Source organism: Priestia sp. KCTC 13724 (genome assembly GCF_056820425.1).
This window is the reverse complement of record NZ_JBXDLD010000108.1, coordinates 1-25,666: the sequence shown is the minus strand read 5'-3', so window position 1 is coordinate 25,666 and position 25,666 is coordinate 1. Positions and strand designations below refer to the sequence as shown.

The 25,666-nt window shown below is 38.3% G+C and carries 25 protein-coding genes and 3 pseudogenes; 6 read left to right on the top strand and 22 right to left on the bottom strand.

Annotated features, from left to right (window positions below; all coding sequences use genetic code 11):
- Positions 1–63: 63 nt before the first annotated feature.
- Positions 64–777: a hypothetical protein gene (locus AC1UFB_RS14790; protein WP_482589434.1), complete on the bottom strand. Its 714-nt coding sequence runs from the start codon at positions 775–777 to the stop codon at positions 64–66.
- Positions 778–1,082: 305 nt separating this feature from the next.
- Here AC1UFB_RS14790 and AC1UFB_RS14785 point away from each other — a divergent pair.
- Positions 1,083–1,382, top strand: a pseudogene (locus AC1UFB_RS14785) (SDR family NAD(P)-dependent oxidoreductase); the annotation flags it as partial.
- Between the two features lie 166 nt (positions 1,383–1,548).
- On the opposite strand, the gene AC1UFB_RS14780 reads toward AC1UFB_RS14785, so the two are convergent.
- A complete protein-coding gene (locus AC1UFB_RS14780; RefSeq protein ID WP_062686704.1) occupies positions 1,549–2,292 on the bottom strand; it encodes a GntR family transcriptional regulator in 744 nt (247 codons plus the stop codon).
- A 342-nt stretch (positions 2,293–2,634) separates the two neighbouring features.
- Between AC1UFB_RS14780 and AC1UFB_RS14775 the strand changes: the two genes are divergently transcribed.
- The gene (locus tag AC1UFB_RS14775) at positions 2,635–3,012 is read left to right on the top strand and encodes a DUF421 domain-containing protein (protein ID WP_253347366.1); all 378 of its coding nucleotides are present in this window, start codon (positions 2,635–2,637) and stop codon (positions 3,010–3,012) included.
- Between the two features lie 55 nt (positions 3,013–3,067).
- Here AC1UFB_RS14775 and AC1UFB_RS14770 read toward each other — a convergent pair whose 3' ends face one another.
- Positions 3,068–4,498: an Ig-like domain-containing protein gene (locus AC1UFB_RS14770; protein ID WP_157803611.1), complete on the bottom strand. Its 1,431-nt coding sequence runs from the start codon at positions 4,496–4,498 to the stop codon at positions 3,068–3,070.
- A 229-nt stretch (positions 4,499–4,727) separates the two neighbouring features.
- Between AC1UFB_RS14770 and AC1UFB_RS14765 the strand changes: the two genes are divergently transcribed.
- Positions 4,728–5,717: a beta-ketoacyl-ACP synthase 3 gene (locus tag AC1UFB_RS14765; RefSeq protein ID WP_482589433.1), complete on the top strand. Its 990-nt coding sequence runs from the start codon at positions 4,728–4,730 to the stop codon at positions 5,715–5,717.
- A gap of 267 nt (positions 5,718–5,984) precedes the next feature.
- Here AC1UFB_RS14765 and AC1UFB_RS14760 read toward each other — a convergent pair whose 3' ends face one another.
- The 3 genes from AC1UFB_RS14760 to AC1UFB_RS14750 all read right to left on the bottom strand — a co-directional run bounded on the left by AC1UFB_RS14760 (position 5,985) and on the right by AC1UFB_RS14750 (position 8,219).
- A complete protein-coding gene (locus AC1UFB_RS14760) occupies positions 5,985–6,929 on the bottom strand; it encodes a ring-cleaving dioxygenase (protein WP_100347863.1) in 945 nt (314 codons plus the stop codon).
- Positions 6,930–6,956: 27 nt separating this feature from the next.
- On the bottom strand, positions 6,957–7,754 hold the full coding sequence (locus AC1UFB_RS14755; RefSeq protein WP_100347864.1) for an SRA domain-containing endonuclease: 798 nt from the start codon (positions 7,752–7,754) through the stop codon (positions 6,957–6,959).
- A gap of 138 nt (positions 7,755–7,892) precedes the next feature.
- Positions 7,893–8,219, bottom strand: coding sequence for a nucleoside triphosphate pyrophosphohydrolase (locus AC1UFB_RS14750; protein ID WP_025911836.1), 327 nt, complete (start codon positions 8,217–8,219; stop codon positions 7,893–7,895).
- 164 nt (positions 8,220–8,383) lie between these two features.
- Between AC1UFB_RS14750 and AC1UFB_RS14745 the strand changes: the two genes are divergently transcribed.
- On the top strand, positions 8,384–8,953 hold the full coding sequence (locus tag AC1UFB_RS14745; RefSeq protein WP_100347865.1) for a DUF6434 domain-containing protein: 570 nt from the start codon (positions 8,384–8,386) through the stop codon (positions 8,951–8,953).
- Positions 8,954–8,982: 29 nt separating this feature from the next.
- On the opposite strand, the gene AC1UFB_RS14740 is transcribed toward AC1UFB_RS14745, so the two are convergent.
- From AC1UFB_RS14740 to AC1UFB_RS14710, 7 genes are all read right to left on the bottom strand, one after another.
- Positions 8,983–9,207 (bottom strand): hypothetical protein, encoded by a 225-nt coding sequence (locus AC1UFB_RS14740; protein WP_328100631.1) that lies wholly within the window; start codon positions 9,205–9,207, stop codon positions 8,983–8,985.
- A gap of 74 nt (positions 9,208–9,281) precedes the next feature.
- Complete coding sequence (locus tag AC1UFB_RS14735) at positions 9,282–9,725, bottom strand: hypothetical protein (RefSeq protein ID WP_482589432.1); 444 nt, start codon at positions 9,723–9,725, stop codon at positions 9,282–9,284.
- A gap of 139 nt (positions 9,726–9,864) precedes the next feature.
- Positions 9,865–10,338, bottom strand: coding sequence for a hypothetical protein (locus AC1UFB_RS14730; RefSeq protein WP_100347867.1), 474 nt, complete (start codon positions 10,336–10,338; stop codon positions 9,865–9,867).
- A 153-nt stretch (positions 10,339–10,491) separates the two neighbouring features.
- Positions 10,492–11,697 (bottom strand): MFS transporter, encoded by a 1,206-nt coding sequence (locus AC1UFB_RS14725; RefSeq protein WP_482589431.1) that lies wholly within the window; start codon positions 11,695–11,697, stop codon positions 10,492–10,494.
- Between the two features lie 135 nt (positions 11,698–11,832).
- Entirely contained in the window at positions 11,833–12,402 is a 570-nt protein-coding gene (locus AC1UFB_RS14720; RefSeq protein WP_100347869.1) for a TetR/AcrR family transcriptional regulator, read from the bottom strand.
- A gap of 53 nt (positions 12,403–12,455) precedes the next feature.
- A complete protein-coding gene (locus AC1UFB_RS14715) occupies positions 12,456–12,698 on the bottom strand; it encodes a hypothetical protein (RefSeq protein ID WP_482589430.1) in 243 nt (80 codons plus the stop codon).
- A 117-nt stretch (positions 12,699–12,815) separates the two neighbouring features.
- A complete protein-coding gene (locus tag AC1UFB_RS14710) occupies positions 12,816–14,072 on the bottom strand; it encodes a YeeE/YedE family protein (RefSeq protein ID WP_100347870.1) in 1,257 nt (418 codons plus the stop codon).
- Positions 14,073–14,224: 152 nt separating this feature from the next.
- Between AC1UFB_RS14710 and AC1UFB_RS14705 the strand changes: the two genes are divergently transcribed.
- The gene (locus AC1UFB_RS14705) at positions 14,225–14,440 is read left to right on the top strand and encodes a hypothetical protein (RefSeq protein WP_061784931.1); all 216 of its coding nucleotides are present in this window, start codon (positions 14,225–14,227) and stop codon (positions 14,438–14,440) included.
- A 75-nt stretch (positions 14,441–14,515) separates the two neighbouring features.
- Here the strand turns inward: AC1UFB_RS14705 and AC1UFB_RS14700 are convergent.
- Positions 14,516–15,232: pseudogene (locus AC1UFB_RS14700) on the bottom strand (MFS transporter); the annotation flags it as partial.
- Between AC1UFB_RS14700 and AC1UFB_RS14695 the strand changes: the two are divergent.
- A pseudogene (locus AC1UFB_RS14695) lies at positions 15,222–15,608 on the top strand (ROK family protein); the annotation flags it as partial. The pseudogenes AC1UFB_RS14700 and AC1UFB_RS14695 sit on opposite strands and share 11 nt — an antisense overlap.
- Before the next feature lie 24 nt (positions 15,609–15,632).
- On the opposite strand, the gene melA reads toward AC1UFB_RS14695, so the two are convergent.
- The 8 genes from melA to eat all read right to left on the bottom strand — a co-directional run bounded on the left by melA (position 15,633) and on the right by eat (position 25,589).
- Positions 15,633–16,955: an alpha-glucosidase/alpha-galactosidase gene (melA, locus tag AC1UFB_RS14690; protein ID WP_100347871.1), complete on the bottom strand. Its 1,323-nt coding sequence runs from the start codon at positions 16,953–16,955 to the stop codon at positions 15,633–15,635.
- Between the two features lie 26 nt (positions 16,956–16,981).
- Positions 16,982–17,815: a carbohydrate ABC transporter permease gene (locus AC1UFB_RS14685; RefSeq protein WP_242529514.1), complete on the bottom strand. Its 834-nt coding sequence runs from the start codon at positions 17,813–17,815 to the stop codon at positions 16,982–16,984.
- The gene (locus tag AC1UFB_RS14680; protein ID WP_374699988.1) at positions 17,812–18,651 is read right to left on the bottom strand and encodes a carbohydrate ABC transporter permease; all 840 of its coding nucleotides are present in this window, start codon (positions 18,649–18,651) and stop codon (positions 17,812–17,814) included. The genes AC1UFB_RS14685 and AC1UFB_RS14680 overlap by 4 nt, the downstream gene beginning before the upstream one ends.
- A 174-nt stretch (positions 18,652–18,825) precedes the next feature.
- Positions 18,826–20,085 carry an ABC transporter substrate-binding protein gene (locus tag AC1UFB_RS14675; protein ID WP_062954620.1) on the bottom strand — a complete coding sequence of 420 codons (1,260 nt, stop codon included), beginning with the start codon at positions 20,083–20,085 and terminating at the stop codon, positions 18,826–18,828.
- Positions 20,086–20,389: 304 nt separating this feature from the next.
- Positions 20,390–21,433, bottom strand: coding sequence for a LacI family DNA-binding transcriptional regulator (locus AC1UFB_RS14670; RefSeq protein WP_206833623.1), 1,044 nt, complete (start codon positions 21,431–21,433; stop codon positions 20,390–20,392).
- A gap of 187 nt (positions 21,434–21,620) precedes the next feature.
- Positions 21,621–22,994, bottom strand: coding sequence for an NCS1 family transporter (locus AC1UFB_RS14665; protein WP_078989656.1), 1,374 nt, complete (start codon positions 22,992–22,994; stop codon positions 21,621–21,623).
- A 438-nt stretch (positions 22,995–23,432) separates the two neighbouring features.
- A complete protein-coding gene (locus AC1UFB_RS14660; RefSeq protein ID WP_100347873.1) occupies positions 23,433–24,071 on the bottom strand; it encodes a uridine kinase family protein in 639 nt (212 codons plus the stop codon).
- 153 nt (positions 24,072–24,224) lie between these two features.
- Complete coding sequence (gene eat / locus AC1UFB_RS14655; RefSeq protein ID WP_076513497.1) at positions 24,225–25,589, bottom strand: ethanolamine permease; 1,365 nt, start codon at positions 25,587–25,589, stop codon at positions 24,225–24,227.
- Between the last annotated feature and the right edge of the window lie 77 nt (positions 25,590–25,666).

The following is a 25,666-nucleotide window of genomic DNA, read 5'->3' as shown; positions in this document are numbered from 1 at the left end:
TTCGTTTTTCTTTATAAAAGGAAAAATAAGAAAACAGAAAATTCAGTTAAAATTTATGCGACGCTAGTGCCATGATGCATTTCCTTGAACATACAGCTCTGCAGTTTTAGTTGATATACTCTTGCCGCCACTTTTAAGCATGCTTATATTCCAAACACTTACGTTTCCTCTTTTAAGGTAACTATAATCTTCTTTAGCAGTTACTTTAGTACCGTTGTAAGTAAACCAGCCAGAAACATATGCTTTCCATAAAGTTAAGCCTGTCCAGTTTTTAGCTGTATAAGAATTATAAACATGCTTTTTCTTAGAAGAAGTAGCTGCTGCAGCCATCATTAAAGTATTAGAAGAAGTAAGTTCTGAATCACTAGCCGGTTCTTCAGTACCTTCCTCAGTTTCTGAAACAAAGAAAGTATCGCTATCTGTGAAGATTAATTGAGTATCATCATTAACGTCGTAAGCTCTAAAATTCCCTTCATCAATTTGTTCATCAATATACTCAGGAACATCTTCGACATTATCTAAAGAAGTATTATCAGCTTCTTCAGTATTAGTTACTTTCAATTCAACAGGATGCTCTTCAAGATAATTATCTATAGCACTATTAATATCTGTTTTCTCTGGAACATCTTTTAAATAATTAACTAAGTTTTCTTCCCTATTTTCTACACTTATCTTACCATCATTTTGTTCCTCAGCAGATGCCGATGAACCAATACCAAATAATAAACTTACTCCTAAAGCACCACTTACTGTTAAACTAGTAATCTTTTTAAGCATATTACTTCCCCCTATATTTTACTATAACAACAAAAAATATACACTACTTACATTTAAATGTAAATAATGTATATTTTGTTAGAAAATTCAGGAAATTATATTAGTTTACATAAAACGTGTTATCGGAAATAAAAAAAGCTAAGAAATGTCTCTACACGTTTTGCTTTGCTAGCATCTTTTTATAGGTTGATATCTTATGAGTTAACATCTCTTCTGTAATGATTAAGGTTTGAAGCTGCTCTTGGATAGCAAGGTGATGATTCTCTAAAAGTTCAAGGCGAGCTTGAGCTGTCTTATCCCCTTCTTCAAAGTTCTACGTCAGTGTATTTACAGAAGGCCTTGGCCAAGAACTTCAAGCAAAAGGTGCAAAAATGAAGGCAAAAGTGCTGGCACCAGCCGCTACTGAAACCGAGTTTGCTAATCGTGCTCGTGGAACAGCAGGATTTGACTATAAAGGTAATGTACCAAAATATCATACAGCAAAAGAGATGGCAGGCTTCTTATTAGATTTATATGACGGAGATAAAACTGTCGGTATTGTAGACGGGCACACGTATGAATTTGAGCTTCGTGATCCTATCTTTAACTATGCGGGAAATCGATAAGCAAACAAGCAGCTGAATGATTCAGCTGCTTTTATGTTAATAACTCACCGGATTCACCTACTAAACGTTTAATCATTCTTCTTCGTCATGAATAAGCGCTGCGTCGATATCACATAAAGGTGTTCCTAACATAAGACCAACAACATACACACCAATCTCTATTTCTTTACATCACCTGATTAGTACGAAGCTCTCCAATTTGAGACGATATCTTGAATCTTTCGCCTGCATATACTGAAATGACATATTCAAAAGGCTTATTGTTTGTAAGGTATGTCACCGTTTTAATTAACAGTAAAGGTGCATTCATTTCTAAATTTAAATAGTTTGCTTCTTGCTCATTTGCAAGCGTAGCTTCAACCGTTTGTTTCGCGTCACCGATTTTTACATTAAAATTCTTTTCAATAAAGCCATGTAGAGAATGCGTAATATTGTTGTCTAGCACGTAATCCCTATATTCTAGGGGCAAAAAAACCGTCTCTAGTGCTACTGGCACGTCATCTCCGTATCGTATCCTCTTTATGGATAACACTTTTGAATCATCCTTCAGCGCTAGGTTATGTTTGACAGATCTTGAAGCGGTAATTTCATCAATGGATAAAATAGTGCTGGTAGGAACCTTCCCCTTCTGATGCATTAATGAGGTAAAGCTCGTTGCTGCTACTAATTTTTGTTCAATCTTATTCTCAAGTACAAACGTTCCTACTCCTCTTTTCCTTGTCAAATAGCCTTCATCAACTAATTCTTGAATTCCTTGTCTCACAGTTAGTCGACTGACAGACAATAGCTTAGAAAGCGTGTTCTCGGATGGAATCGCACTTCCCGCTTGCCATTCTGTTGACATAATTTTTTCTTTTATCATTTCTTTAATTTGATAATAAAGAGGTGTAGAAGAGCTTTTATCAATCATAAAAACTCTCCTTTCACTCTGCCATAAGCTAATAAATAAGCATTATTCTCCACCGTCATTGTTGTATCAGTCCTTATTCTTTATACGACTGATTATACGATAAGAAGTGAGAAAGAAAAACCCTGTGGCTACTTATGAAATTAAAATATAGCTTCTCCCTCCTAAACCACCCATAATATTAAACAAGTAAACTATCCTAATATATTTTTCCAACCACAAGAATCTAATCCAATCGATAAATTCAAATAAAATACTTACCATTTTTTTAATACAAACAATGAGAGGGATTCTATAGGCGCTGCTGTTTTTGTACTAGCTATCTTGGTTTTAGAATACGTACAGGTGAAATCCAATGCGCTAGAAAAGTTCATTACAGGCAAATCAAAAGTTGTAATTGAAAATGGCCAGCTTGATATTAAGCAATTAAAAAAACTGCGTTTAACCATTGATCAGCTTGAAATGCGGCTTCGTAATCAAGGCGTGGCAAAGCTAGAACACGTAAAATCTGCCACGATTGAACCCAATGGACAACTTGGCTATGAGCTAAAAGAATCGGAAAAGCCATTAACAATCGGAGAATTTAAAAACTTAATGAATCTTTATTTTCCTCATTTAGCTCAGCAGTTAGAGAACAGTCCATCTAGTGACACAGGAACTCAAAAGGATCTGTTTCAAGAGATTAACTATCCAAAAACGGATACCCCTCGTTATTTACAATGAGCTCTCATAAAAAATGCACCTCAGCTAATATTCTGAAGTGCATTTTTTATGGTTATTAACGCTTTACAACCGTTACGTATGAAAGTTTACTCACATTTCCAGCTGCATCTTTTGCCGTTACGTTTAAAAGAGTCCCTTTTTTCTGTGCAGCAATTTTCACGGAATACACGCCTTTAGAGTTAGCTTTCGCATAACCCAATCTGTTTTTACCGGCATTCACCGTTACCGTTGAGTTTGCTTCCGCTTTACCCGTTACTACTTTATCAGTTTCTTTTACTTTATTAACCGTTGGCTTTGCAGGTGGCGTCACATCAGCTTTTACAACTTTGACATAGGATAAGCTGCTGACATTTCCAGCTGCGTCTTTTGCCGTTACGTTTAGCGTCGTTCCTGCTTTTTGAATAGGAATACTAACAGAAAATGATCCGTTTGAGCTTGCTTTTACATAGCCAATTCGATTTTTACCAACGTTCACCGTTACCATTGAATTCGCTTCTGCTTTTCCTGTAATGACTTTATCATTATCATCAACTTGATTAACAATTGGCTTCGCAGGTGGCGTCACGTCAACGCTTGTCACTTTGACATAGGTCAAGCTGCTGACGTTTCCAGCTGCATCTTTTGCCGTTACGTTTAGCGTTGTTCCTACTTTTTGAGCTGGAATACTAACAGAGAACGATCCGCTCGCATTTGCTTTCGCATAGCCGATTCGATTTTTACCAACATTCACTGTTACCGTTGAGTTCGCCTCCGCTTTTCCAGTGATTACTTTATCATTGTTAGTAACTTGATTCACTACTGGCTTTGCTGGCGCAACGTTATCAACAAACGCCGCTGACAAAATATAAATATCTTCTTCCGAATTATCATCAAGGTCATCGATATTATCAAAGTCAATAACTGGAACATAATAAGTACCAGCTTTGTTTACTTGATACACTTGCGTTTCAATCTCTTCGTCAAACTCGCTGCCTAAGTAGCTGACATTATTATTATCTTTATAATCTTTTTCGGTAACCGTAAAGCCTAAATCGATTGCAGGTGAAGAGGCACCTCCTGCTATAATGAATGCGCCGGCTGTAGGAACATTCACTTTATACATGTCCAAATCGTAAAGTGGTAAAAGCTGACCAATGACTGTGTTACCGTAAGACATTATATTTGCTGTATGAAAATCATCATTGGGCTCTGATTCAAAAACAATTTCTTCATTATCAAAGCTTACGCTTGATCGCTGAAGACTTTTTGCTGCTTTATTTGAAAATGGTGCTGGCATATTTAACGACTTCAAAACATCTGACTTTACCTCGTTTATTATTTCTGGCTGCACAATGTTTTTTTCTAGCTTTTTGCTAACCTCTGCCTGCTCTTCAATTGTTTTTTTTGATACACCATAATTATTCTCTTCTGCGTAACCTGTCCCCATCGATAACGAAGAAACCAATAAACCTGCAGTTAATGCTGTAACAACCTTCTTCTTACTCATCAAAAAATCCCCCTAAGTCCCATTCGGTTACTTTTTACTCACAACTATAATACTACTATTTTTCTAATAAAACTATTAATTTCTACGTCTATTTTTCGACAAAATCCTACCTTAATTTATGTAAAAGCTTTTTAATGATAAGAATATTAAATATACAATGATTGACAATTTTGTAATCTAGTATTAACATTTAATAATATAACCTAGTCATAGAGAAAGGTGTTTTAAAATGAATTCTTCAGCACGTATTACCGCTATTGGGACCTATGTTCCTGAAAATAAACTAACCAATGACCAACTTGAACAACTTGTTGATACTAGCGATGAATGGATTGTACAAAGGACAGGTATGAAAGAAAGAAGAATTGCAAGCAGTGAGGAGTACTCTTCTCATCTAGCGTTTAAAGCAATTGAAAACTTAGTAGCAAGCTATCACAAAAATATCCATGACGTCGACTGTATTATCGTTGCCACTACGACACCTGACTATGCCTTTCCGAGCGTAGCTTGTCAAATTCAAGATTACTTTGAGATTAATAGTGCAGGAACATTCGATTTTAACGCAACGTGCGCTGGCTTTACTTACGGATTACATATCGCTAATAGCTTTATCACATCTGGATTACACCAAAAAGTCTTAGTCGTTACAGCAGAGACGCTATCAAAAGTAACGGATTATAAAGACCGCTCTACCTGCATCTTATTTGGCGACGGAGCAGCAGCTGTATTAGTTGAACAAGATTTTGAAAGTCCAAGCTTTATAGCAACTCATATGGGATCAAAGGGCAGCGGTGGTAAGCATGTGTATCGAACAAACTTATCTGTAACGATGAACGGAGAACAGCTTAAAACCCCTGGGAAAATGGTTCAAAATGGACGTGAAGTGTATAAATGGGCTACCAGAACCGTTCCAGCAGGTATTGATTCGCTGTTACAACAAACCAATCTTCAAAAAGAAAACATTGATTGGTTCGTCCCGCACAGCGCAAACTTGCGTATGATTGAATCCATTTGTGAAAAAGCTGAATTCCCCCGCGAAAAACTATTAACAAGCGTCGAGTATTACGGCAATACATCAGCTGTTTCCATTCCTCTCGCTTTACAGCTTGCCTTAAAAGAGGGTAAGTTGCAGAAAAATCATCTTGTACTTCTGTATGGGTTTGGAGGAGGACTAACTCATGCAGGTTATATCATTAGATGGAGCCTCGATGAACGTTAAACCTTTTTTTCATATTGTTTATGGAAGGAGTTAAGGACGATATCTACGAATAAAGAATCAAAGTTAGACAAATGGCGTGCTAAATACGGAACAATAACTATCGGATGCAGCAGCTTAGTAACTACCTATTCGAACTGGGGCAGCAACTGGTTTTGGACGATTCTTGGCGTAATTGTAGGGCTAACATGCGTCACTATGGGCATTTTCGACCTTAAAAAACACACAACGAAATACAAAAAAGCACAGCCATAAAAACAGCTGTGCTTTCTATATATCTAACGGACGCAAATTCGCCTCAATTTCTGCTCGACGCGGTTCTAAAAATGGTGGTAGAGCGAGCTTCTCTCCCATCGTTTCTTTTGGTTCGTCGGTTGCAAAACCAGGGGTATCGGTTGAAAGTTCAAACAAGATGCCATTTGGCTCTTTAAAGTAAATCGCTTTAAAATAGTAGCGTTCGACTTCTCCGGAATGAGGAATGCGAGCCTGGTTTAAGCGTTCAAGCCAGTAGCGGTATTCCTGCTCATTTGGAACACGAAACGCAACGTGATGAACGCCACCTCTTCCTAGCCTTGCTTTTGGCACCCCGGGTTCTTCTACAATATGTACTTCAGCTCCGCTTCCCCCTTCTCCTGTTGCATACACTTCCATTGAATCATAAGATCTTACATGACGAAAGCCCATAACGTTTGTTAAGATATCTGCTGTTAGCTTCGCTTCTGCAACTGTTAAGGTAACAGGGCCTAAGCCAATAATCGCATGATTCTCCTCAATATCTTCTCGCTTCCAAGGAACACCGGCACGTACACCTTTTTCTCCGTCATCTGCAACAAGCATGAGGCGTGTGCCTTCGTAATCACGAAACGCAAGAGCGTTGCGACCTGCTTGAGTTGTCAGCTCATCGTGATCGATTTGTAGCTCTTCAAAGCGCTGTTTCCAATAGTAAAGCGACTCCGTCGTCGGCACACGCAAGGATACGGTTGAAATATCTGTTGTTCCAGGATAGGTTCTACCAAGACCAGGAATATCAAAATAAGTGACTTCCGTTCCCGGTGTCCCTTCTGCATCTGCGTAAAAAAGATGATAGGATTGCGGATTATCTTGATTAACCGTCTTTTTTACAAGACGCATCCCCAGTACATTGGTAAAGAAGTCATAATTTTTTTCGGCTTTTCCCGTTAAAATTGAAACGTGATGCAGACCTAGTAGTTCCATTACTTTCACGCCTTTCTATTCGTTCCATTATTGAACTGCTTCTAATTCTTTTTCTTTAATTAGTGTACCCAACCTTGCATTGTAATTTTCTCCACCCTGTCCATGGTGAATGTGACTATGGCAAATGGGACAAAGTGCCGCAACTTGATCCACTTTGTTTAACCCGCTGTCAGTTAAGTGGTTGATGTGGTGAATCTCTAAATACGGCATTCCTTTTTTATCTTTAAATGATGCTGGTGCTCCGCATGATTCACACTTTCCGTTCGCTCGCACTTTCACATAATGATTAAGGAGTGCTATCTTTTTCGTTAAGCTCTTTTCCTCATAGAACCGTTCTAATAACTCTTCTTTTACCGTTGAGTCAATGTTAACTGCGTTCGCTTTCTCTTCTAATATATGGTTACACTTTAGTTCAAACATAATCGCTTCGCGAAAGCTTCCGTCTGCATCCCACATCAACTCAAGCTGATGGTTTGCATACGTCATCTCGTCTAAAAACTCGACAATCCCAGGCTCTACGTACTGAAATAAATAGATGGTTTCGCCGTTCGCTGCGTGTTCCATCACGGCTTTATTTCCTTTAATTAGCTGCATCGTACCGCGCTGTCCTTCTCCAGTGTAAAAAAAGGTTGTTTGATCGTCGTTCCACCCATGAGAAGTACCGTATTCTTCACCACTCATCTTTGTAAAAATAAAGATATATGGATGCTCTTTTGGCGTTGAAATTTCACTTTGCTCCTGTCCTTTATAAAGGTCATGAATTTGCTTGCGGCGATATCGCTTTCCTCGTACAAAAGCCTCACCAAACTGTAAATCTGTAATCACAATTGTGCCCCCTGATGTAGATCTCTTTTCTTAGTTTTAGTGTATCATAAAAAAGCACAACTTGAGTTTAGTTGTGCTTAAAAAGGAGCGTCTTTCTTTGGACAATTATCATTTTAAAAAAGGTTTATATACTAAGAGTTATTGATCTTCCACCTCTACTAAAAAAACTCTTTCGTTAAAGCCACCTTTCTCATCTGCTTTTTGCTGACGCACATGTTCCAGCTGCTGAGGAGTTGCGCCGTTTAATGCAGCAAGCGCATAAACAACTTCCAGTAAATCCGCAAGCTCTTCTACTGCCTCGTGCTCCGTTTTGGCTTCCTTATATTCGCTCCATTCTTCTTCAGCTTTTTTCTTTAGTTCCTTTTTGTATTCATCAATAGTGAGGTTGCTTGTTGTATACTTCTTTCCGCTTTGTTCGATAATCTGCGGAATGTAATCACGGACTAGCTTATTATAAGCAGGCATTTGCTCGGCTCCTTTCCTCTAAATGATATGACTAATTATACTAAAAGGTGGAAATAAGGTGTAGTAAAGTGAATCGTTATGAATGGTATATTTTCTCTATTATGCCATTGACAAAATACGAACTAATGTTCTAATATTGAAATAGATGGAAAGGATGGTTATGTATGAGACCTAAACTGAATCAACACATTAAGACAAAAGAATTTCTCAGCTATTATTGGTTAAAGAAAGAACTACAAGGTTTTTGCCACGACCACCACATCTCCAGAAGTGGCTCCAAAGCAGAATTAACAGAGCGAATTCATCTCTTTTTGCAAACTGGAGAAATAAAACGTCCTGTTCATAAAAAGACGGGTGCTCCTAACGGTAAGAAGTTAGAAGAACTGAGTCTTGACACTGTTATTACAAAACACCATCGCTGTAGCCAAAGCGTACGGACATTTTTCAAAACTATCATTCCAAACTTTCATTTTTCAACCTATATCCAAAACTACTTTAAACAGAATGGTGGCAAGACATATCGTGATGTTGTGACGGCCTGGTATGAAGAAGAAAGCCGAAAAAAAGATCCTTCCTATCAGCGAGAAATTGGAGCCCAGTTTGAATATAACCAGTTTACAAGAGATTTCTTTGCAGACCCAACCAACAAAGGGAAAAGCCGTGCAGATGCAATTGCAGCGTGGCGTGCAGTAAAAGAACAGCCTGGAGCTCGAACATATAAAAGAAAAAACTAGGCACCGTACATGCCTAGTTTTCTACTACATTATGAAAGTCGTTTTGAAATAAAAAAGGAAATTGTTGCTGCTAGCATTGCGACTACAAGCGGAAACATGTAGGCACTATCACCAAAGGTAACAGTACTTCCTAACGTTCCAACTTTTTCTCCCACCTCTGGATTGTACAGCATGGTTAGCAACATACCACTACCTACTTGAAATACAAGCATTAAGACGACAAAGCTAGCAATAAAGACTATGTAATTTTTCAATGAATATCGCCTCCCCTTTATTTCTATTACGAACGAACATTCAAAAAGATTCATTTCGTGGAAAATAAAGTAATTTATTCTTCACTACTGTTCTTCAACAAGTTTTGAATATAAGAAGCATCTTCCACAGGAATTGTAGAATAGTCAACTTCATCCCACGTCTCACCCGTACGTTCCGCTATAACAGCTCCCTTATCGTTTAACCAAAGGCGAGATTCAACTAATAATGCTGATTGCTTCGGACTATTAAATGCTACGTAAAGATCCGGATTATTTATATCTACATTCGCGGTATCAATGCTTTCTCTGTGAGCGTAAATCATTGATAAGTTATCGACAGCAGCTTGATTTTCTAAGTCCGTAATGACCTTTTGAACGTCTGTCTCTCCGTCCTTCCCGTCGCCAATCCAGATTTCCCGAGTGACTTGATCAGACGTGGATTTTCCAAATACGTATCCTCCTAGAAAAAGTAAAAGCGCACCTATTATAATGGCAAATGGCTTGAAGTATCCTTTCACACAATAACCTCCTACAGTACTAATGAGTTTAGTATATCATTATTTTTATAAAATTCGTTATTTTCTTCCTTTTAGCATCTTATTCACCAAAGTTCCCCCTAACGCTTCCATAAAAAAACCTCTCTGAAGCAGAGAGGCTTTAAACGATAACAACAAATAAACTAAATAGCGCAATTGGAGCTACAAAAAATCCAAGTACATGCTTCCAATGATATGGCGTCTTTTTAAATGCCAATAAGCGATCCACAATAAAGAAAAAAAGCAGCATCGGGATGAAAAAAAGTGATAAAACAAAATGTAAAGCACCCGTAATCCACCACTTGTACTTACCTTCCCAGCGATTTGTAATCGTTTGCACAATTAGCTCTACCACAAAAGAGGTTAAGATAACAGCTGAGCCTACAATAAAAAAGTAGTACCCAAGCGCGAAAAAACTCCCTTCTTTCTTAAACTCCTGAATAAAGTTAAGGATAGTAAAGTCAGCTGGCTTATCCGCAGGTATAATCGCCGTGACAAACGCTAAGACACTAATGGCAACAACCATGATTAGTCCTGCAATAAGCTTACGACTAATTAAATAGCCCATCGACTTTACAGATGAGGTTTCATTCATATATTCGTTCCTTCCTTATGTATCTTCTCTACTTTAATAAGTAGCAACATACAGCCTAAGCTGAAATATTTTACTAAAAGTGTATGAAACAACCTGTCAAAAGTCAATGAAAAACGTCCTATCCACTAGGAATAGAACGTTCTTCAACCACTTTTACTTCTCAACAACTGGATTTGACTGAGCTACTCGCTTTCCTACTGTTAACGTTAAGACGAAACAAACGAATAAAACGATGGCCGCTGCTACATATGGAAAGTTGATATCAATATCAAATAAAATCCCTGCAACAAGAGGTCCTGCAATGTTTCCTAAACTTGTGTAAGCAGAATTTAAGCCGGCTACGTAGCCCTGCTGTTCTTGAGCAAGTTTTGACATTTGTGTACTAATAGCTGGTCGTAAAATATCGATTGCTAAAAACAGCGTAAACGTTACGACAACAATCAACCAGTATGCATGCGTGAACAAAGTTAAAAGTACGAATAAGCCTGCTACAAACAGACAGATTGAAATAACCCTTTTCTCACCAAACTTATTGACAATCCACCCAAAAATAGTGAGCTGAACAACAGCTCCTGCAATGGAACCAAACGTGATAATAAATGCTATATCCTTTGGCGTAAAGCCGAATTTACGATCTACAAATAAACCAAATACCGTCTCATAATTCGCTAAGCCAAACGAAGCAACAAACACAATAGTTAAGCTTAAAAAGTACGGTTCCTTATACGAATTACGTAACTGTGTAAATAAGCCCTGCTTTTCTGGTTGAAGTGGGTCAGCCTTCACGCGTTCTTCCATTGGTGATTCAGGCAGAACAAATAAGGTAAGTAAGGCTGCGAAAACTCCTGCAACGGCTGCTGAATAAAACGGGACTCGCATGCCAAATTCAGCAATGAATCCACCGATTCCAGGGCCGATGATAAAGCCTGTTGTGATTGCTGCATTAATATACCCCATTCCTGTTGCGCGCTCTTTTGGCGTCGTAATATCAGCTGTATAAGCCATAACGGCTGGCATAATTAACGCTGCACTAATTCCGCCCAGCATACGAGCGCCAAACAATAGCGCCGGTGCATTAGCAATTCCAAATAGCCACTCTGACACGGCAAAGATCAACATACCGGTAACGATCATTTTTTTACGCCCAAAAGAATCCGATAATCTCCCTGCAACAGGTGAGAAGATAAGCTGTGTTAACGAAAATGCAGCGACAAGCATTCCGACAATACTTCCGCTAATTTGTAGCTCAATCATATAGGTTGGCATAATAGGAATCACAAGACCTATTCCCATAAACACCAAAAAGATGTTAAGCATTAAGAGCAGCATAGCCCCTTTATTTCTTAACAGTAGTGACATAAATAACCCTCCAACTTTCTCCTATATTCTCCATAAAACACGAAAACTATTTTTGTTTTTTTAGTTTTTTTAGCCGATAAAAGAGACTGACTTCACAAAATAAAAGGTCTGTCAGACTCTGTCACATGCGCTCTATTAAAATGTTGATTTGACCTTACTTGTTAAAAGGCCCTGCAATAACATATCAACAATCGTATCGAGCGCATCTGATACGGTTAGTCGATTTTCTAAAAAGAAACTTCGATCTAAGGTCGAATTTACAGCATCAATGATTACTTTCATCATTAAATCAAGGTTGCGATTCACAATAATTCCTTCTTCTATTCCTTGCTTCATTAGCTCTCTCAGTGAGTCCCACTGGTTCAAAGCTACGTTTAACTGTTTCCACTGTGCCGGGTAGTAGCGCTTCATTTGCTCAATGATACATAAGTCATAGAAGTCATTATACTCTGGAATAACGGTAATAACTCGCTTGATTTTGTCCACCAAAGATAGATTTTCATTATTCACAATCGCTTCGGTTTTCTGATCAAAATCCTGTAGCGTTTGAGTGATAATGGTATCTAAAATCTCTACTTTGGACGAGAAATGTTCGTACAGCGTCCGTTTACTGATGCCTAGCCTTTTGGCTAAGTCATCCATTGTAAATTTCATTCCTTTATGATGAATCTCTTCGATAAATGCCTGCATAATTCGCTCTTTCATTATCAGTCCTCCTCGTGATAAACTCATAAAACATTTTTAGTTTTTCTATTTTCTCATTCTATCTCACTTCTCATATAAGTACAAGAAAAAAGAGGCTGGGACATAACAAAATGATTGCTTCTAAAAGACGAACACTCGCTGTTCCCATCTCTTTGATTTGTCTCAACACGTTCGTTCCATTGCGCTACGGTCACTCGCTTTCCGCGGGGAGGAACCTGAGCTTCCTCGCTGCGCTGCGGGATCTCCGTTTTCCCTCTCTTTCCCGCAGGAGTCGAGTGTCCTACGCTCCATTCCACCCTGTTTCCAACATTGTTTTCACAATCAACCAAAAAACCTGAACGATTAAAAGTTATGAACTCTCAATCGTTCAGGTATAGTAAGGACTGAATTACTTATGTCTCAGTCTCTTTCTCTTAACAAATCGAATCGTTTGGTTTTGGATTCTTTAATCCGAACAATGGTCGAATAAATAAGGCTAGCGTTGTTCCTAACATTGCCATAACCATCCATACCCAACCGTGTAAGCTAAACGATGCGATTCCTCCAAAATAAGCACCAATGTTACAACCAAATGCTAAGCGAGAACCATAGCCCATTAATAGGCCACCTACAACTGCTGCTCCTGCAACTCCTGGCTTAATTTTACCAGGCTTGAACGTTCCTTGAGCTGCCGCTGAGATAAACGCGCCTAAAATAATACCAAAGTTCATTACGCTTGTAGAGTCGGCAAGAACCGTTTGCGTTAACGCTTGACCATTCGCTCCTTGGAAATAACCCCAAGTCGAAACATCAATTCCTGTTGCCATTAACGCTTTACCACCCCATAAAGCAAATGCTGACGTAATGCCCCAAGGGTTACCGCGTACTGTTAGCGTTAGAGCATTTAAAAGTGCTAAGATAATTGCTGCCGCAAATAATGGCCAAGAACCACGAATAACTTTCTTCCATCCTGTTGTTGTTGGAAGCTGCTTCATCATTGGCGGATTTTTCTTTTTAGCAAGCTGAACTGTAATCCAGTAAATAACTGCAAATGCCACCATTTGAACAACCCATGCACCGAAATAGCCAAGCCCAGTTGATTCAGCTAACGAAATTGGTTGGAACGATGGCATATCCTCCATCCAAAATGTAAAGTGATACGCTGCAAGTAGTGAACCTCCAATGAATGAAACGAGCGTAATGATCATAGAAGACGAACCGCCACCAAGATTATAAAGAGTACCTGATGCACATCCGTTTCCTAGCTGCATTCCAATTCCGAATAAAAATGCTCCTACCACCACACTCACGCCTACTGGTGACACATAACCTGTCGGTGTCGTACCGGTAAAGCTAAACCCAGTGCTTAAAATAATAGCAAACAGCGTGGAAGCTACTGCTAGCATAAGCATATGTGCCTGTAAACCTTGTACGTTTCCGACCGACATTAATCGTCTAAACGCTGAAGTAAAACCAAATCGTGCATATAGTAACGTCGCGCCAAGAGCGAGACCGATAATAAATAATACACCTTGTGTCCAATTTGTTGTGTTTACAATCGCTGTTAGTAACACGACCGAAATTAAAATTCCGACAATAACTAACGGCTTTTGCATTGGACTAAGCTCCGTAACAACCGTTGTGCGAGCTGAATTAGTATGCTTAGAAGTTTGTACAGTTGTTGATGCCATGATATACACCTCATATCTTATAGATTTAGTAAGAATTAAACTTTTTTTATCGTACAACATATCTTTTATCCTGTAAACCTCTTTGCTCTCTTTTCATCGAAAGAGTTGATTTTCAGTGCTTCATCCATTATTTTTAAAACTAGGTGATAAAAGTGAAAGTAGAAAAGCTGAAAAAAACGCTAACAACTGTAGGTATTGTAATTTTTGTTTTAATGTTTATCGTGAACTTAATTATTACAAAAGGAGCCATTGTGGACACGCTAATTCGCATGTCTTCTCTTATCATTCTCTTGCCTATTTTTTTATTTTTCGTCTATCAAATGGGGAAGACACACTATAAACGTTTGGAACAAGAAGAAAACGAGTAGGGAACTCCCTACTCGTCAATCTACAAAAATCCGGAAACGTATATTTTATGGTTTACTTTGAATGATTCTCCTAATTTAAATAATTTGACTATCTTTTTGGTCTTCTTTTCTTTTTCTCCATGTATTTTCCATCTGTTCAAGCGTTTTTCCTTTCGTTTCCGGAACAAGCTTCCAGACAAATAAAGCAGAAAGTACACTCATCAAACCATAAAAACCATATGTTAATCCTCCACTATACTCCATCATTGTAGGATATGTAGAGGAAATAAAATAGTTAGCCGCCCATTGAACTGCTACAGCGATAGCTACAGCTCGGCCTCTAATTTTATTAGGAAAAATCTCCGAAATCAGCACCCACCAGCATATTGGTCCCCATGACATCATAAATGAAGCTGTATAAATAATAATAAATATAAGTGTCCCTATTCCAATCATATTAGAAAATGCCATACTTGATACACCAAACATTCCAATAGACATTCCAATTGAACCTACTATTAATAAGGGCTTTCTCCCCCATCGACCAACTGTTAAAATTGCAATAATTGTAAAAACAACATTCACTAATCCCATAATAATGGTTTGCAACATTGAAGAATCTTTAGCAGCTCCCATACTTTCAAAAATACGTGGGGCATAATATAAAGCTACATTTATACCTACAAATTGTTGAAAAACAGAAAGTAGTATTCCTACAATAATCACCAATTTCCCATAGGCGAATAACTTTTGAGAAGAAGCATTCATTGTAATAGTTTGTTTGATATCCATCAAAATGGCTTTTGCTTCTGAAAAAGCTTTACTAGCTTCTTTTTCTTCTGTAGAAGAAAAAAATGAAAAAAATTTGGTACGAAAAGAAATTATTGAACGTGCAAATAAAAATGATGTGGATGCCTTAAATGCACTACAAAACTTTGGATTCTATATTAGTATTGGCATCACTAACATTCTCAATACTTTTGACACACAAGCCATTATTCTAAGGAATAATATTATCGAATCTCACCCGATTGTGTTAAACACCATTAAAAATGAAGTTGCTTCTAGGGTACATTCTCATTTAGAAAATACATGTGAACTACTCCCCTCTTCATTAGGAAAAAATGCACCTGCATTAGGTGCTGTCTCAATTGTTATTAATCATTTCTTAAATGTTCAAAATGAGTAGGGAATTTTCCCTACTCATTTATTATTAGATAGACTGATACACTTTTCCTGAAAACTGTGGTAACCAATCACCATGTGCTTCAATCAAATCGTCACATAGTAAAACAATATCATCCATTGATAGTTCAGCACTTGTATGAGGGTCTAACATTGCAGCTTGGTAGATATGCTCACGCTTTTTGGTCACTGCTGCTTCGATTGTTAAAAGTTGCGTATTGATATTTGTACGATTAAGCGCTGCTAGTTGCTCTGGTAGCTCTCCGATATAACCTGGAATAACACCGCTACGATCAACGATACACGGGACTTCTACGCACGCTTTTTGTGGCAGGTTACTAATTAAACCACCTGTGTTTAATACGTTGCCTGCAAACTTAAATGGCGTATTCGTTTCCATCGCTTCAATGATATGTGAACCATATTCATGAGAGCGCGTGTGCGTGAGATTTCTGTTATGAACAAGCTCTTCTCGCATCGTTTCCCATTGGCTAATTTGCTCTTCGCATCGTCTTGGGTATTCATCAAGCGGAATGTTAAATTGGTCGATTAAACCTGGATAGTTGTTCTTAATAAAATATGGGTGATACTCTGCGTTATGTTCAGACGACTCCGTAATATAATAACCAAACTTGTCCATAAGCTCGAAACGCACCATATCATTATGCTTTATTTTTTGCTTTTCACGAGCACGGCGCTTAATTTCAGGATATAAGTCTTTTCCATCCCGCTTTACTTCTAATAGCCATGCCATATGATTAATACCTGCGATTTTTTCTTCAATTCCTTCGTGATCCATTTCAAGCGCCTTAAATAAATCTTTGGTACATACCTGTACGCTATGACAAAGCCCGACCGCTTGAATATCCGTATAGCGTAACATCGCACCCGTTAAAGTAGCCATTGGATTTGTGTAATTTAAAAACAGCGCATCCGGGCAGACTTCTTCCATATCTTTTGCAAAATCAAGCATCACTGGAATGGTGCGCAGAGATCTAAAGATACCACCAATGCCAACCGTGTCACCAATCGTTTGGCGAAGACCATATTTCTTTGGAATATCAAAATCAATTACCGTACTTGGTTTATATCCCCCTACCTGTATGGCATTAATTACGTACTTTGCGCCTTTAAGCGCTTCTTTTCGATTAAGGTACGATTTAACCGTCACGTTGATTTTATAGTTTTCTTTTAAGTTATTAAGCATGTTTTCTGAATCCTTTAAACGCTGCTCGTCGATATCATATAGGGCAAATTCAAATCCTGCCAAAGCCGGAACAAACATGCAGTCTCCTAAAATATTTTTGGCGAATACTGTACTTCCTGCACCGATAAACGTAATTTTTGTCATTAATTCTCTCCCTCTCTTTTCATCATTTAGCCTTTAACAGATCCCGAAGCTAAGCCGGCAATAAAATATTTTTGTAGAAGTAAAAATAAAATTGTCATTGGCAACATAGCGATTAAAGCTGCTGCTCCTACTAAGCTCAAATTATGCTGATTTTGTGCAAAGAAACTGGCAAGCGTAACCGTTAATGTATGCATTTCTTTATCTTGCAAGAAGAAAATCGCAAACTGATAATCGTTCCAAATATACACGCATGAAATGATTAAAACAGACGCCGTCACTGGCTTTAACAGTGGGAAGACGATGCGGAAAAAGATACCTAACGTACTTGCTCCATCAATTTTTGCTGCTTCTTCGAGCTCTTTTGAAATCGTCGAGCGAATGAATCCTGCATATAGAAAGATTGTTAATGGTAAAAATGCTGCCACATTGTTTAAGATAGCAATTTGGTATGTGTTCATCATCCCCATGTTAACCACCATTTTGTAAAGGGGAACAAGTGCTGTTAGCGGGGGGATGACCATAATTCCAATAAAGATAAAGTAGACGTATTTATTTAGCTTTGTTTGACGACGTGCTAGTGGATAAGCAGCGAGCGAACCTAATACAATAAGTAAAACGGCTGAGCAAAACGTAATAATAACCGTATTTAAGAACGCTGTACCAAGTCCTGCTTGACTCCACGCATCAGCAAAATTTTGAACATTGGGCTGTGATGGAAATACCCACTTTGAACTGAAGTCTCCCGCTGGTTTAAGCGATGTTGTCACAAGAATATAGAACGGCACAATATGAAAGATGGTGATCACAATAGCCAAAACTGTAAGCCATCTTTTTTTCTTCTTATTCGTGTAATCAATCATGCTTCTGTCTCCTTCCTCTTAAAGTAAATCAATGCTCCGATGCTAATAATTAAAATAATCACAGCCATAAATACACCCTGCGTTGCAGCGTAACCTGCGTCTTGTCGTTTAAAGTATAAATCATACATAAACGTTGACATAGATTGTGATGCATCTCCAGGCCCCCCGCCTGTTAAGGCAACAATTACGTCAAACAACTTTAGTCCTCCAATAATATTTAAAACAACGTTAATTGTAATAGACGGCATTAGTAAAGGAAGAGTAATCGTTTTAAACTGCTGCCAACCAGAAGCACCATCTAACTGAGCTGCTTCATAATAATCTTTTGAAATCCCTTGAAGTCCCGCAAGATAAATAATCATCGCAATCCCAACAAACTGATACGTATTAACAAATACAATGATCCATGGATTCAAACTTGCATTCCCTAGTGCGTTAACCGGTTCATACCCAAAGAGCATCAGCACATCATTCAGCGCTCCACCTTGAAATGAGAAGAAAAAGTACCAAATGTATCCCATAATAATCGGGCTAATAATAACCGGTAAATAAACAATCGTACGCGTGAATGTTTTCATTCGAATACTTTGATTCAACAAAAGTGCATACAACAAGCCCAGTATATTCTGAAAAATTGTACTTCCAATTCCGTACAATAGCGTATTTTTCACAACCAGCCACGTTGTTGGATCCGCTAGTAACCTCTGATACTGTTCAACTCCAATCCAATCATATGTTTGCGAAAAACCATTCCAGTTTGTAAACGAAAGCTGGATGCCATTAATGAATGGATAAATAATAAACAGCGTAACAATGACAAGCCCAGGTAAGTACATCCACCATAAAGATGATTCTTTTTTGAGCTTAGTTGACTTTTTTTTCTTTATAACTGAAGTAGACTCTTTGGGTAGCCGCTCGTTTCTTACTAATTCGCTCATAACCTCACTCCTATTTCAGCTAGATGCAGTTTACAGAAAGCAGCACAATTAAGCACTGCTTTCCCTAACTTTTTACTGCTTTCGCAAGCGGTTATACTCTTCTTCCATTTTCTTAGAAAGCTGTTTTGCTGTAAGCGTTCCAGCTAATAGCTCTTGACCTGTTGTTGACATCACAGACCACATACCGCTTGGTAAGTACTTACGATCAAAGTATGGCTCTACCTTTACTTCTTCATATTGCTTATAAAACTCTGAGTAGTAGTTATCTGCTTCCGCATTTTTTAATGCTGCTGTAGAAGATGTGCCTTCAGCTATTTTCTTTACATTTTCCGGCTTAGCCGCAAATTCAATAAATTCCTTTGCCTCGTCTAGGTTTTTAGAATCTTTCCATGCTGCTAGTGTAAAGCGCTCGCCGCCAATCCAACTTTGTGCATCCCCTTTATGAACAGCTGGTACAGGAATTGTTCCAACCTTTACTTCAGGATTTAGTTCTGTTGCATCAGGACCTAAGGAGCCTCCTACGAATGTAAACGCAATTTTATCTTGTGCCATAAGCTCCGTTACCTGGGATTGTTTCGCTGTTAATACATCTTTGTTGAGTAAATCTTTTTTCTTTAAATCGACCATCAACTCTCCTAGCTGATCGTATTTTGACCAGTTGAAGCTTCCATCTAACAGCTCGTCTCCATGTCCATTCTCTTTGTCAGTAATAAGATATGGCGTAGCGATTTGGTCAAAGATTTGCGCAATATTTCCGTTTTCTCCTCCAGGAATCCAAAGCGGTACGACATCACCTTTGCTTTTGTTTTTTACTACTTCTAATGCTTTCACAAACTCATCCATTGTTTGTGGTGGTTTAATTCCGTATTGTTCTAGTAATTTCACATTATAGCTAATCCCATCTTTAGCTTGATTTAACGGGTAAGCGTACACCTTGCCGCTTTCATCTTTTAAAATTTGATCAAGCGCAGGATCTAAGTCTTTCACCCAATTCATGTCTTTTAAATCTGCAACATATTCACCGTATCGAAGCTGTGACCAACCGTGCGTATCAAATAAATCTGGCATGTCGTTGGCACCCATCTTCACACGAAGCATATCCTCATATCCGTTTCCAGGAAAGTTTGCTTCAATCGCTATATCAGGATTTTCCTTTTCAAAATCTGCAATTACGCTTTCTAATGCTGCTCTTTCTCCTTTATTACTCATTGTGGAAAACAGTGTTAGTGTGACTTTGCCACCATCACCAGAAGAAGCTCCTTTGCTTCCACACCCCGCCGCAAATACCGCAAAAACCATAAACAAAATTAACAAACGCGTCACGTTCTTCATGTGCTCCTCCTACACGTTATTTATTTAGAATTTTCTGATTAATTAGGATAAAACGGTTTTATTACCAGAAAATAAAAAAGTAAGTATAATAGGCTTCTATATGTTTTATTTGAGGTTAAAAACCCCTAGATAAGAAGGACTGCCATCTTTCTTGTTCCGCTTTATCTGCCAATAAAACGGAAGCATTTGCTCTAGGTTTTTTAATCTCTTTTTTTATGTGTTTTTTACTTTCGATTTCTTCTCCCCCTTACAATCATTTACGTTCCAATAAGGCTCGTGCATCACCTCCTTTCAGTTATACTGTTTACGCCCCGCTAGCCATTCGTTTCATTGTTAAACCACAGCTATCTCGAATTACTAATTTTGTAGGTACCGTCACCTTTAGCGGAATCTTGCGCCCATTTATTCGATCCATTAGTAAGTTGACCGCTAACTGGCCCATCTGCTCCGTGTAGACCTTGACCGTGGTTAGAGGCGTACTCGTAAATTCTGCAACATCTACATCGTTAAAGCTTACAATCGCAACATCTTCTGGCACTTTACGATTCGCTTTTTGAAGAGCTCGCATTGCGCCAATCGCCATTGAATCGCTCGCTATGAAAAAGGCTTCTGGCAAATTTCCTTGTTTAATCGCTTTCTCCATTAACTCATACCCTTGAGCCATGGCGAATTCACCAATATGAACATCGCTAGAACAAAACATTCCTTTTTTCTCTAGTATTTTTTCAAATGTTGTTTGGCGCTTATCTTCAATAACCTGATTTCCGTTTATAAAATGTTCTCGTTCACGTCCTCCGATGTAGCCAATACGCTGATAACCTAACTGTATTAAATGCTCAAGCGCACTTTCCGTTGCGCGTTCAAAATCGCTGATGACTGAATCATATGTATTTTCATCCGCTAAGTGATTGACAAAGATAATATTGTCGAGATGATTACTAACAGTTTGAATCGTCTCAGCACTAATGCGCCCGACAACAATTAAACCATCTAGGTCATGAAGCACTTCTTCTCGACGCATGCTTTTTAGACGAAACATTCGATTTGTTAAAATTCCTCTCTCTATGCAAGCATTCTCAATTCCGTGTCGTATAGATGAAAAGAAGGGGTCTGCCAGCTCTTCTTCAACAGTTTGGGCAAACATAATACCAATACGGGGAGTAAGATTTGCATCTCCCGTCTCTCCTTTACGCGCTCTTACGGGTGTATAATTCAATGCTTTTGCAGCTTTTAAAACTCGACTTCTGGTTTCATCAGAAACAGAAAGTGTGTGATCATTGTTTAACACCCTAGATGCGGTGGTGCTTGAAACTTTTGCAGCAGTTGCTACCTCTTTTAACGTGGTCATATACACTACCTCACTACATGTGTTTTTTACTTATTTTTCAGTAAATTTTACCTCGATAAATGAAGAATAACATATAGATAAAGCGCTTTCAATATATTTTTTTGAAATTTTCAATAAATTTTCATCTTTTATTAGTAAACTTTCACTAAACACACTAAAATCCAGGTAGGAGTTTCCCTACCTGGATTCAGCTCGCTTCTTCACGTTTTAATGGGGCTGAATGACGGAATGTTTGATTAAGCCCTTCTCTTACATACTGCTCATGCTTCATGATCCATGTTTTCATTAACACAACATACACAAGGGCTGCAGGAATTAAACCTAAAAACCACGAAAGTTCCACGTTAATAAACGCGAGAGACGTTCCAACAATTGTAGCGATAATAGCGGCAGGATTCCACCCTTTAAATGCCGTAAATAGTTTACCTTCATATAGCGGAGCCACATTATAATTACCTTTATGAATAAAGTAAAAGTCTGCTACCATAATCGCAAAAATCGGACCTAAAAAAGCTGAAACAACTGCGATAAATGTTAAAAATAATGAATCCGTCATAATAAACCATGGACACGTTACTACTCCTAGTACTCCGACAATTACGCAGGCTTTTTCCCATGAGATTTTAAATAAATCCATTGCCACAAGTACTGGAGGCATGATATTAGCTACTAAGTTTGTTGTAACTTGGGCTAGAGCAATAAAGATTAACACAATAATACTGGCTGCTACATTCGAAATATGATTTGAGATAATATCAACAGGATTCCAGACGCCGACGGCCGCTGCTCCTAAAATGCCGACGAATGGCAATAAAATCATCGGTGGAACAATCCCTACAACGTGAGCTCCTACAAACGTACCAGCTGAAGATTTACGTGGGAAGTAGCGAGTGTAATCTGAAATATTAATGAGCAGTGCAGCAAATTGACCGATTAACACCGTCATCGCAAGCCAAAATGGAATTCCCCAGGAACCCTCGGTGTTAGCGACTTTCTCAACTTCGAATCCAAAGGTGGATAAAAAGAGAAAAATCAAATACACAACGCCCAGCATAATAATGACAGATCCTACAATTTCAATCCACTTAATCGATTGAATGCCTTTAGCTGATAGGAAGATTTGGAGCGCTTGAAATGCAAAAAACCAGACCCAAACGTTATCAAAACCGATAAGTCCCATAAACACTTGGTTCAGCGCCTGAGCCCCCAGCCAAGATTGGACTCCATACCAGAATAACGCGGGGACCGCTCGCATTAAAGCTGGAATTCGAGAACCTACCGGACCAAAGGAAGATCTAAGCTGAACAACCATTGGAATCCCGTGTTTCCATCCTACTCGTCCATTTAACGCAAATAACAAAGCAGCGAGAATATTTGCTAGAATTAAAGCGATAAAAGCTTGCGTCAAATTCAACTTCCCAAAAGGTGGAATTAAACTTGAACCTAACATAAATGAACCAACCATTACGGCATCTCCCCACCACATTGCCACATACGCTTTTGGACCTAAAATACGATATTTCTCGTGCGCAATTGGACGTAAATCAGCGTTTTGTTCCATTTATTACTCATCCTCCTAAACCTAACTTTTCGTGTTATAAAATATAACATCTAGTTTTTTTAGTTTACAGGATGATTATTGTTAATTCATCGGAAAAAGAATGAATTTTCAGTTTTTTATTTGTGTATTTTCAACAAAAGAACTACTACCTCTGTGTAAATAAGGAAATTAAATGGTATGACGGCGCTGAAACATTCACGAAGGCTGAGCAGGCTCACTTATACGACGCAAGGCTAAATGACTTTGTTCCAGAAAAGCCAACCTTTGAAATTCAACTCCACCAAAAGCAAACGCTAACTTTACCATACGGAATAACGAAAGAAATAGATCGAATTGTTTTAAACGTGGATGACAAACATACTTTCTATACTGAGGTATTGAAATGTATTAAATAGCAGCTGAAAGAAGCACTGGAATAACCATGTGCTTCTTTCGATTTTATTTGCTTTTTTCAAGTACAAAATTCTCGTTTGAGTTTTTGATAACAATATCAAAGTCCCTGTGATACGCGTGCATAAATACATCATATTGAATTCTACGTTCTTGATGAGTCCTCCTTAAATAATCGAGGTCCATTCCTCTTTCAAACACATCGCGTTCACTTCGTCTCATTAGCTCAGTTTCTTCATTCGTATATAGATAGATGGTCCTATCATATAAATTCAAATTAGTGAAGGCTACACTCATTCCTTCTATAATATTTATTCTTTTCCGCGCAGAAATTCGAATACTCTCTAAATAATGTGTTCCTATTGTATAAAAATCAAATGAGCTTCTAATCATTTGAACATCTCTTTCTAAAGCATTCCGATGATGAGCAGAAGGATGACAAGCCGTTATCTTGCCCTCATGTCGTTCTCCCTTATATTCATAGCTTATGAGAGTCTGCTTCCTAAGATTAGAATCAACAATATAAGGATCCGTATTGATATAATTAACTTCATCCTCTCCAAGAAGGTGGATAAGCTTCTTCGCAAATGTTGTTTTTCCAGATGCACCGTGACCTGATATACCAATTATCATCTTTTTATTCTTACACTTAATTAAGCTAGCTACGTCTCGTACAATCTGATCCATAATCTCCTCCACGTTTTTTGATTTTATCAACCTATAAATAAAGCGCTTTCTTATTTTATCAGTATACAATACATGTTAATAGACTAAAGAAAAAGCTGAGAATACATACACTCTCAGCTTTTCTACTCATATCTTTTTAACAAGAATCTTTTATTACTTCACCTTAATTGCCTCTTCACCATATACTTCACCCTGATCCTTTTTAAATAACCTGGCTGGGTATGCAAAATAATAAACAACTGAAGCAGCAAAGATTCCTACAATAATATAAATGAGCGGAATCGAACGGTTAAAAAGTATTAAATCCGTTGTCAGGACGCTGTATTTCACGATGCTAAATAAGCATAGTAAGCCTAACGAAAGCGCAATGATTGGAACAGCAGGATAGTTGACTTTAAACGGTCTTACTAAGTTTGGCTCTTTCTTTCGTAAAATAAAGAGTGACACTAAGCTAATGCAGTACATCGTCATTGCACCAAATACGGCTAGAATAATAAGTGCATTTGCAAACGTCGCGGATCCTGCACAAATCACGCCGATTACCCCCGGAATGAGCAGGCCTCCCACTGGCACACCTTTTTTATTCGTTTTTGCAAGAAATTTTGGAAAATACCCTTCTCGCGCTAGCGCATACGTTTGACGAGAGAAACCCATGATAATGCCATTTAAGCTTGCAATGAGCCCGAATAAGCCAATGATTGCAATTGTAATAGAAAGCGCATTTCCATCATAGACAAGCGATAACGCCTGTGGAAGCGGATAATCTGCTGAAGCTCTGGTACCGCTTCCTCCACCTAATCCCGCTGTGACAAATAGCGTGAAAATAGTAGCCGTTGCTAGGGTAATAATGGCAGCAATAAACCCTTTGGGAATGTTTTTTTGTGGATTCTCAACTTCTTCTGCAGCCATAGCTCCACCTTCAATAGCCAAGTAAAACCAAACGGCAAACGGAATAGCAGCTAAAATACCAGAAGGACCGTTTAAGAATGATTGTTCATTAAATAGATTGCTTGTTTCGATATGCGACAGTCCGCTCACGTAGAAGATTGCTAATCCAATAAGTGCTAGAATCGTAGCGCTTAGCTCAATTAAAGCTACTTCTTTAACGCCGATTAAATTAACGAGAATAAAGAAGGCAAAGACACCAACGGTTGCATATACGGGATTAATCGATGGAATTAAAAAATTTAGATATGCACCTGTTGAAACGGCAATAGCGGGCGGTGCAAACACAAATTCAAGTAAACAGGCAATCCCAGCTATAAATCCTCCAAATGGACCCATTGCTCTTCTTGCGTAAGCTGACGGTCCACCCGCTTGCGGAATTGACGTTGATAGTTCGGCATAGCTAAACATAAAAGTTGTATAGAAAATCGTTACGATTAAGGTAGCAACTGCAAGTCCTAAAATCCCACCTGCTTCAAACCCATAGTTCCACCCAAAATATTGTCCTGAAATAACCATCCCTACTGAAATAGCCCAAAGATGGATTGGTTTTAGATGTTTCTGTAACGCCATTCTAACTCCTCCCTCTATAAATGTTGATTTATCAACGGTTTGAGCCGTTGGTGAGGTGTCAAAAAAATATTTTTCGA

What these genes read in the sequence shown, in the direction of transcription:
- AC1UFB_RS14750 (WP_025911836.1), bottom strand. Translation starts at nt 8,219, where the DNA reads ATGCCTGCTTATAATAAGCTAGTCCGTGATTACATTCCGCAGATTATC.
- AC1UFB_RS14670 (WP_206833623.1), bottom strand. Translation starts at nt 21,433, where the DNA reads ATGACCACGTTAAAAGAGGTAGCAACTGCTGCAAAAGTTTCAAGCACC.
- AC1UFB_RS14730 (WP_100347867.1), bottom strand. Translation starts at nt 10,338, where the DNA reads ATGAATGAAACCTCATCTGTAAAGTCGATGGGCTATTTAATTAGTCGT.
- AC1UFB_RS14725 (WP_482589431.1), bottom strand. Translation starts at nt 11,697, where the DNA reads ATGTCACTACTGTTAAGAAATAAAGGGGCTATGCTGCTCTTAATGCTT.
- AC1UFB_RS14790 (WP_482589434.1), bottom strand. Translation starts at nt 777, where the DNA reads ATGCTTAAAAAGATTACTAGTTTAACAGTAAGTGGTGCTTTAGGAGTA.
- AC1UFB_RS14680 (WP_374699988.1), bottom strand. Translation starts at nt 18,651, where the DNA reads ATGTACTTACCTGGGCTTGTCATTGTTACGCTGTTTATTATTTATCCA.
- eat (WP_076513497.1), bottom strand. Translation starts at nt 25,589, where the DNA reads ATGGCGTTACAGAAACATCTAAAACCAATCCATCTTTGGGCTATTTCA.
- AC1UFB_RS14760 (WP_100347863.1), bottom strand. Translation starts at nt 6,929, where the DNA reads ATGGAACTACTAGGTCTGCATCACGTTTCAATTTTAACGGGAAAAGCC.
- AC1UFB_RS14660 (WP_100347873.1), bottom strand. Translation starts at nt 24,071, where the DNA reads ATGGATCAGATTGTACGAGACGTAGCTAGCTTAATTAAGTGTAAGAAT.
- AC1UFB_RS14675 (WP_062954620.1), bottom strand. Translation starts at nt 20,085, where the DNA reads ATGAAGAACGTGACGCGTTTGTTAATTTTGTTTATGGTTTTTGCGGTA.
- AC1UFB_RS14665 (WP_078989656.1), bottom strand. Translation starts at nt 22,994, where the DNA reads ATGGAACAAAACGCTGATTTACGTCCAATTGCGCACGAGAAATATCGT.
- melA (WP_100347871.1), bottom strand. Translation starts at nt 16,955, where the DNA reads ATGACAAAAATTACGTTTATCGGTGCAGGAAGTACAGTATTCGCCAAA.
- AC1UFB_RS14685 (WP_242529514.1), bottom strand. Translation starts at nt 17,815, where the DNA reads ATGATTGATTACACGAATAAGAAGAAAAAAAGATGGCTTACAGTTTTG.
- AC1UFB_RS14770 (WP_157803611.1), bottom strand. Translation starts at nt 4,498, where the DNA reads ATGAGTAAGAAGAAGGTTGTTACAGCATTAACTGCAGGTTTATTGGTT.
- AC1UFB_RS14765 (WP_482589433.1), top strand. Translation starts at nt 4,728, where the DNA reads ATGAATTCTTCAGCACGTATTACCGCTATTGGGACCTATGTTCCTGAA.
- AC1UFB_RS14780 (WP_062686704.1), bottom strand. Translation starts at nt 2,292, where the DNA reads ATGATTGATAAAAGCTCTTCTACACCTCTTTATTATCAAATTAAAGAA.
- AC1UFB_RS14720 (WP_100347869.1), bottom strand. Translation starts at nt 12,402, where the DNA reads ATGAAAGAGCGAATTATGCAGGCATTTATCGAAGAGATTCATCATAAA.
- AC1UFB_RS14710 (WP_100347870.1), bottom strand. Translation starts at nt 14,072, where the DNA reads ATGGCATCAACAACTGTACAAACTTCTAAGCATACTAATTCAGCTCGC.
- AC1UFB_RS14745 (WP_100347865.1), top strand. Translation starts at nt 8,384, where the DNA reads ATGAGACCTAAACTGAATCAACACATTAAGACAAAAGAATTTCTCAGC.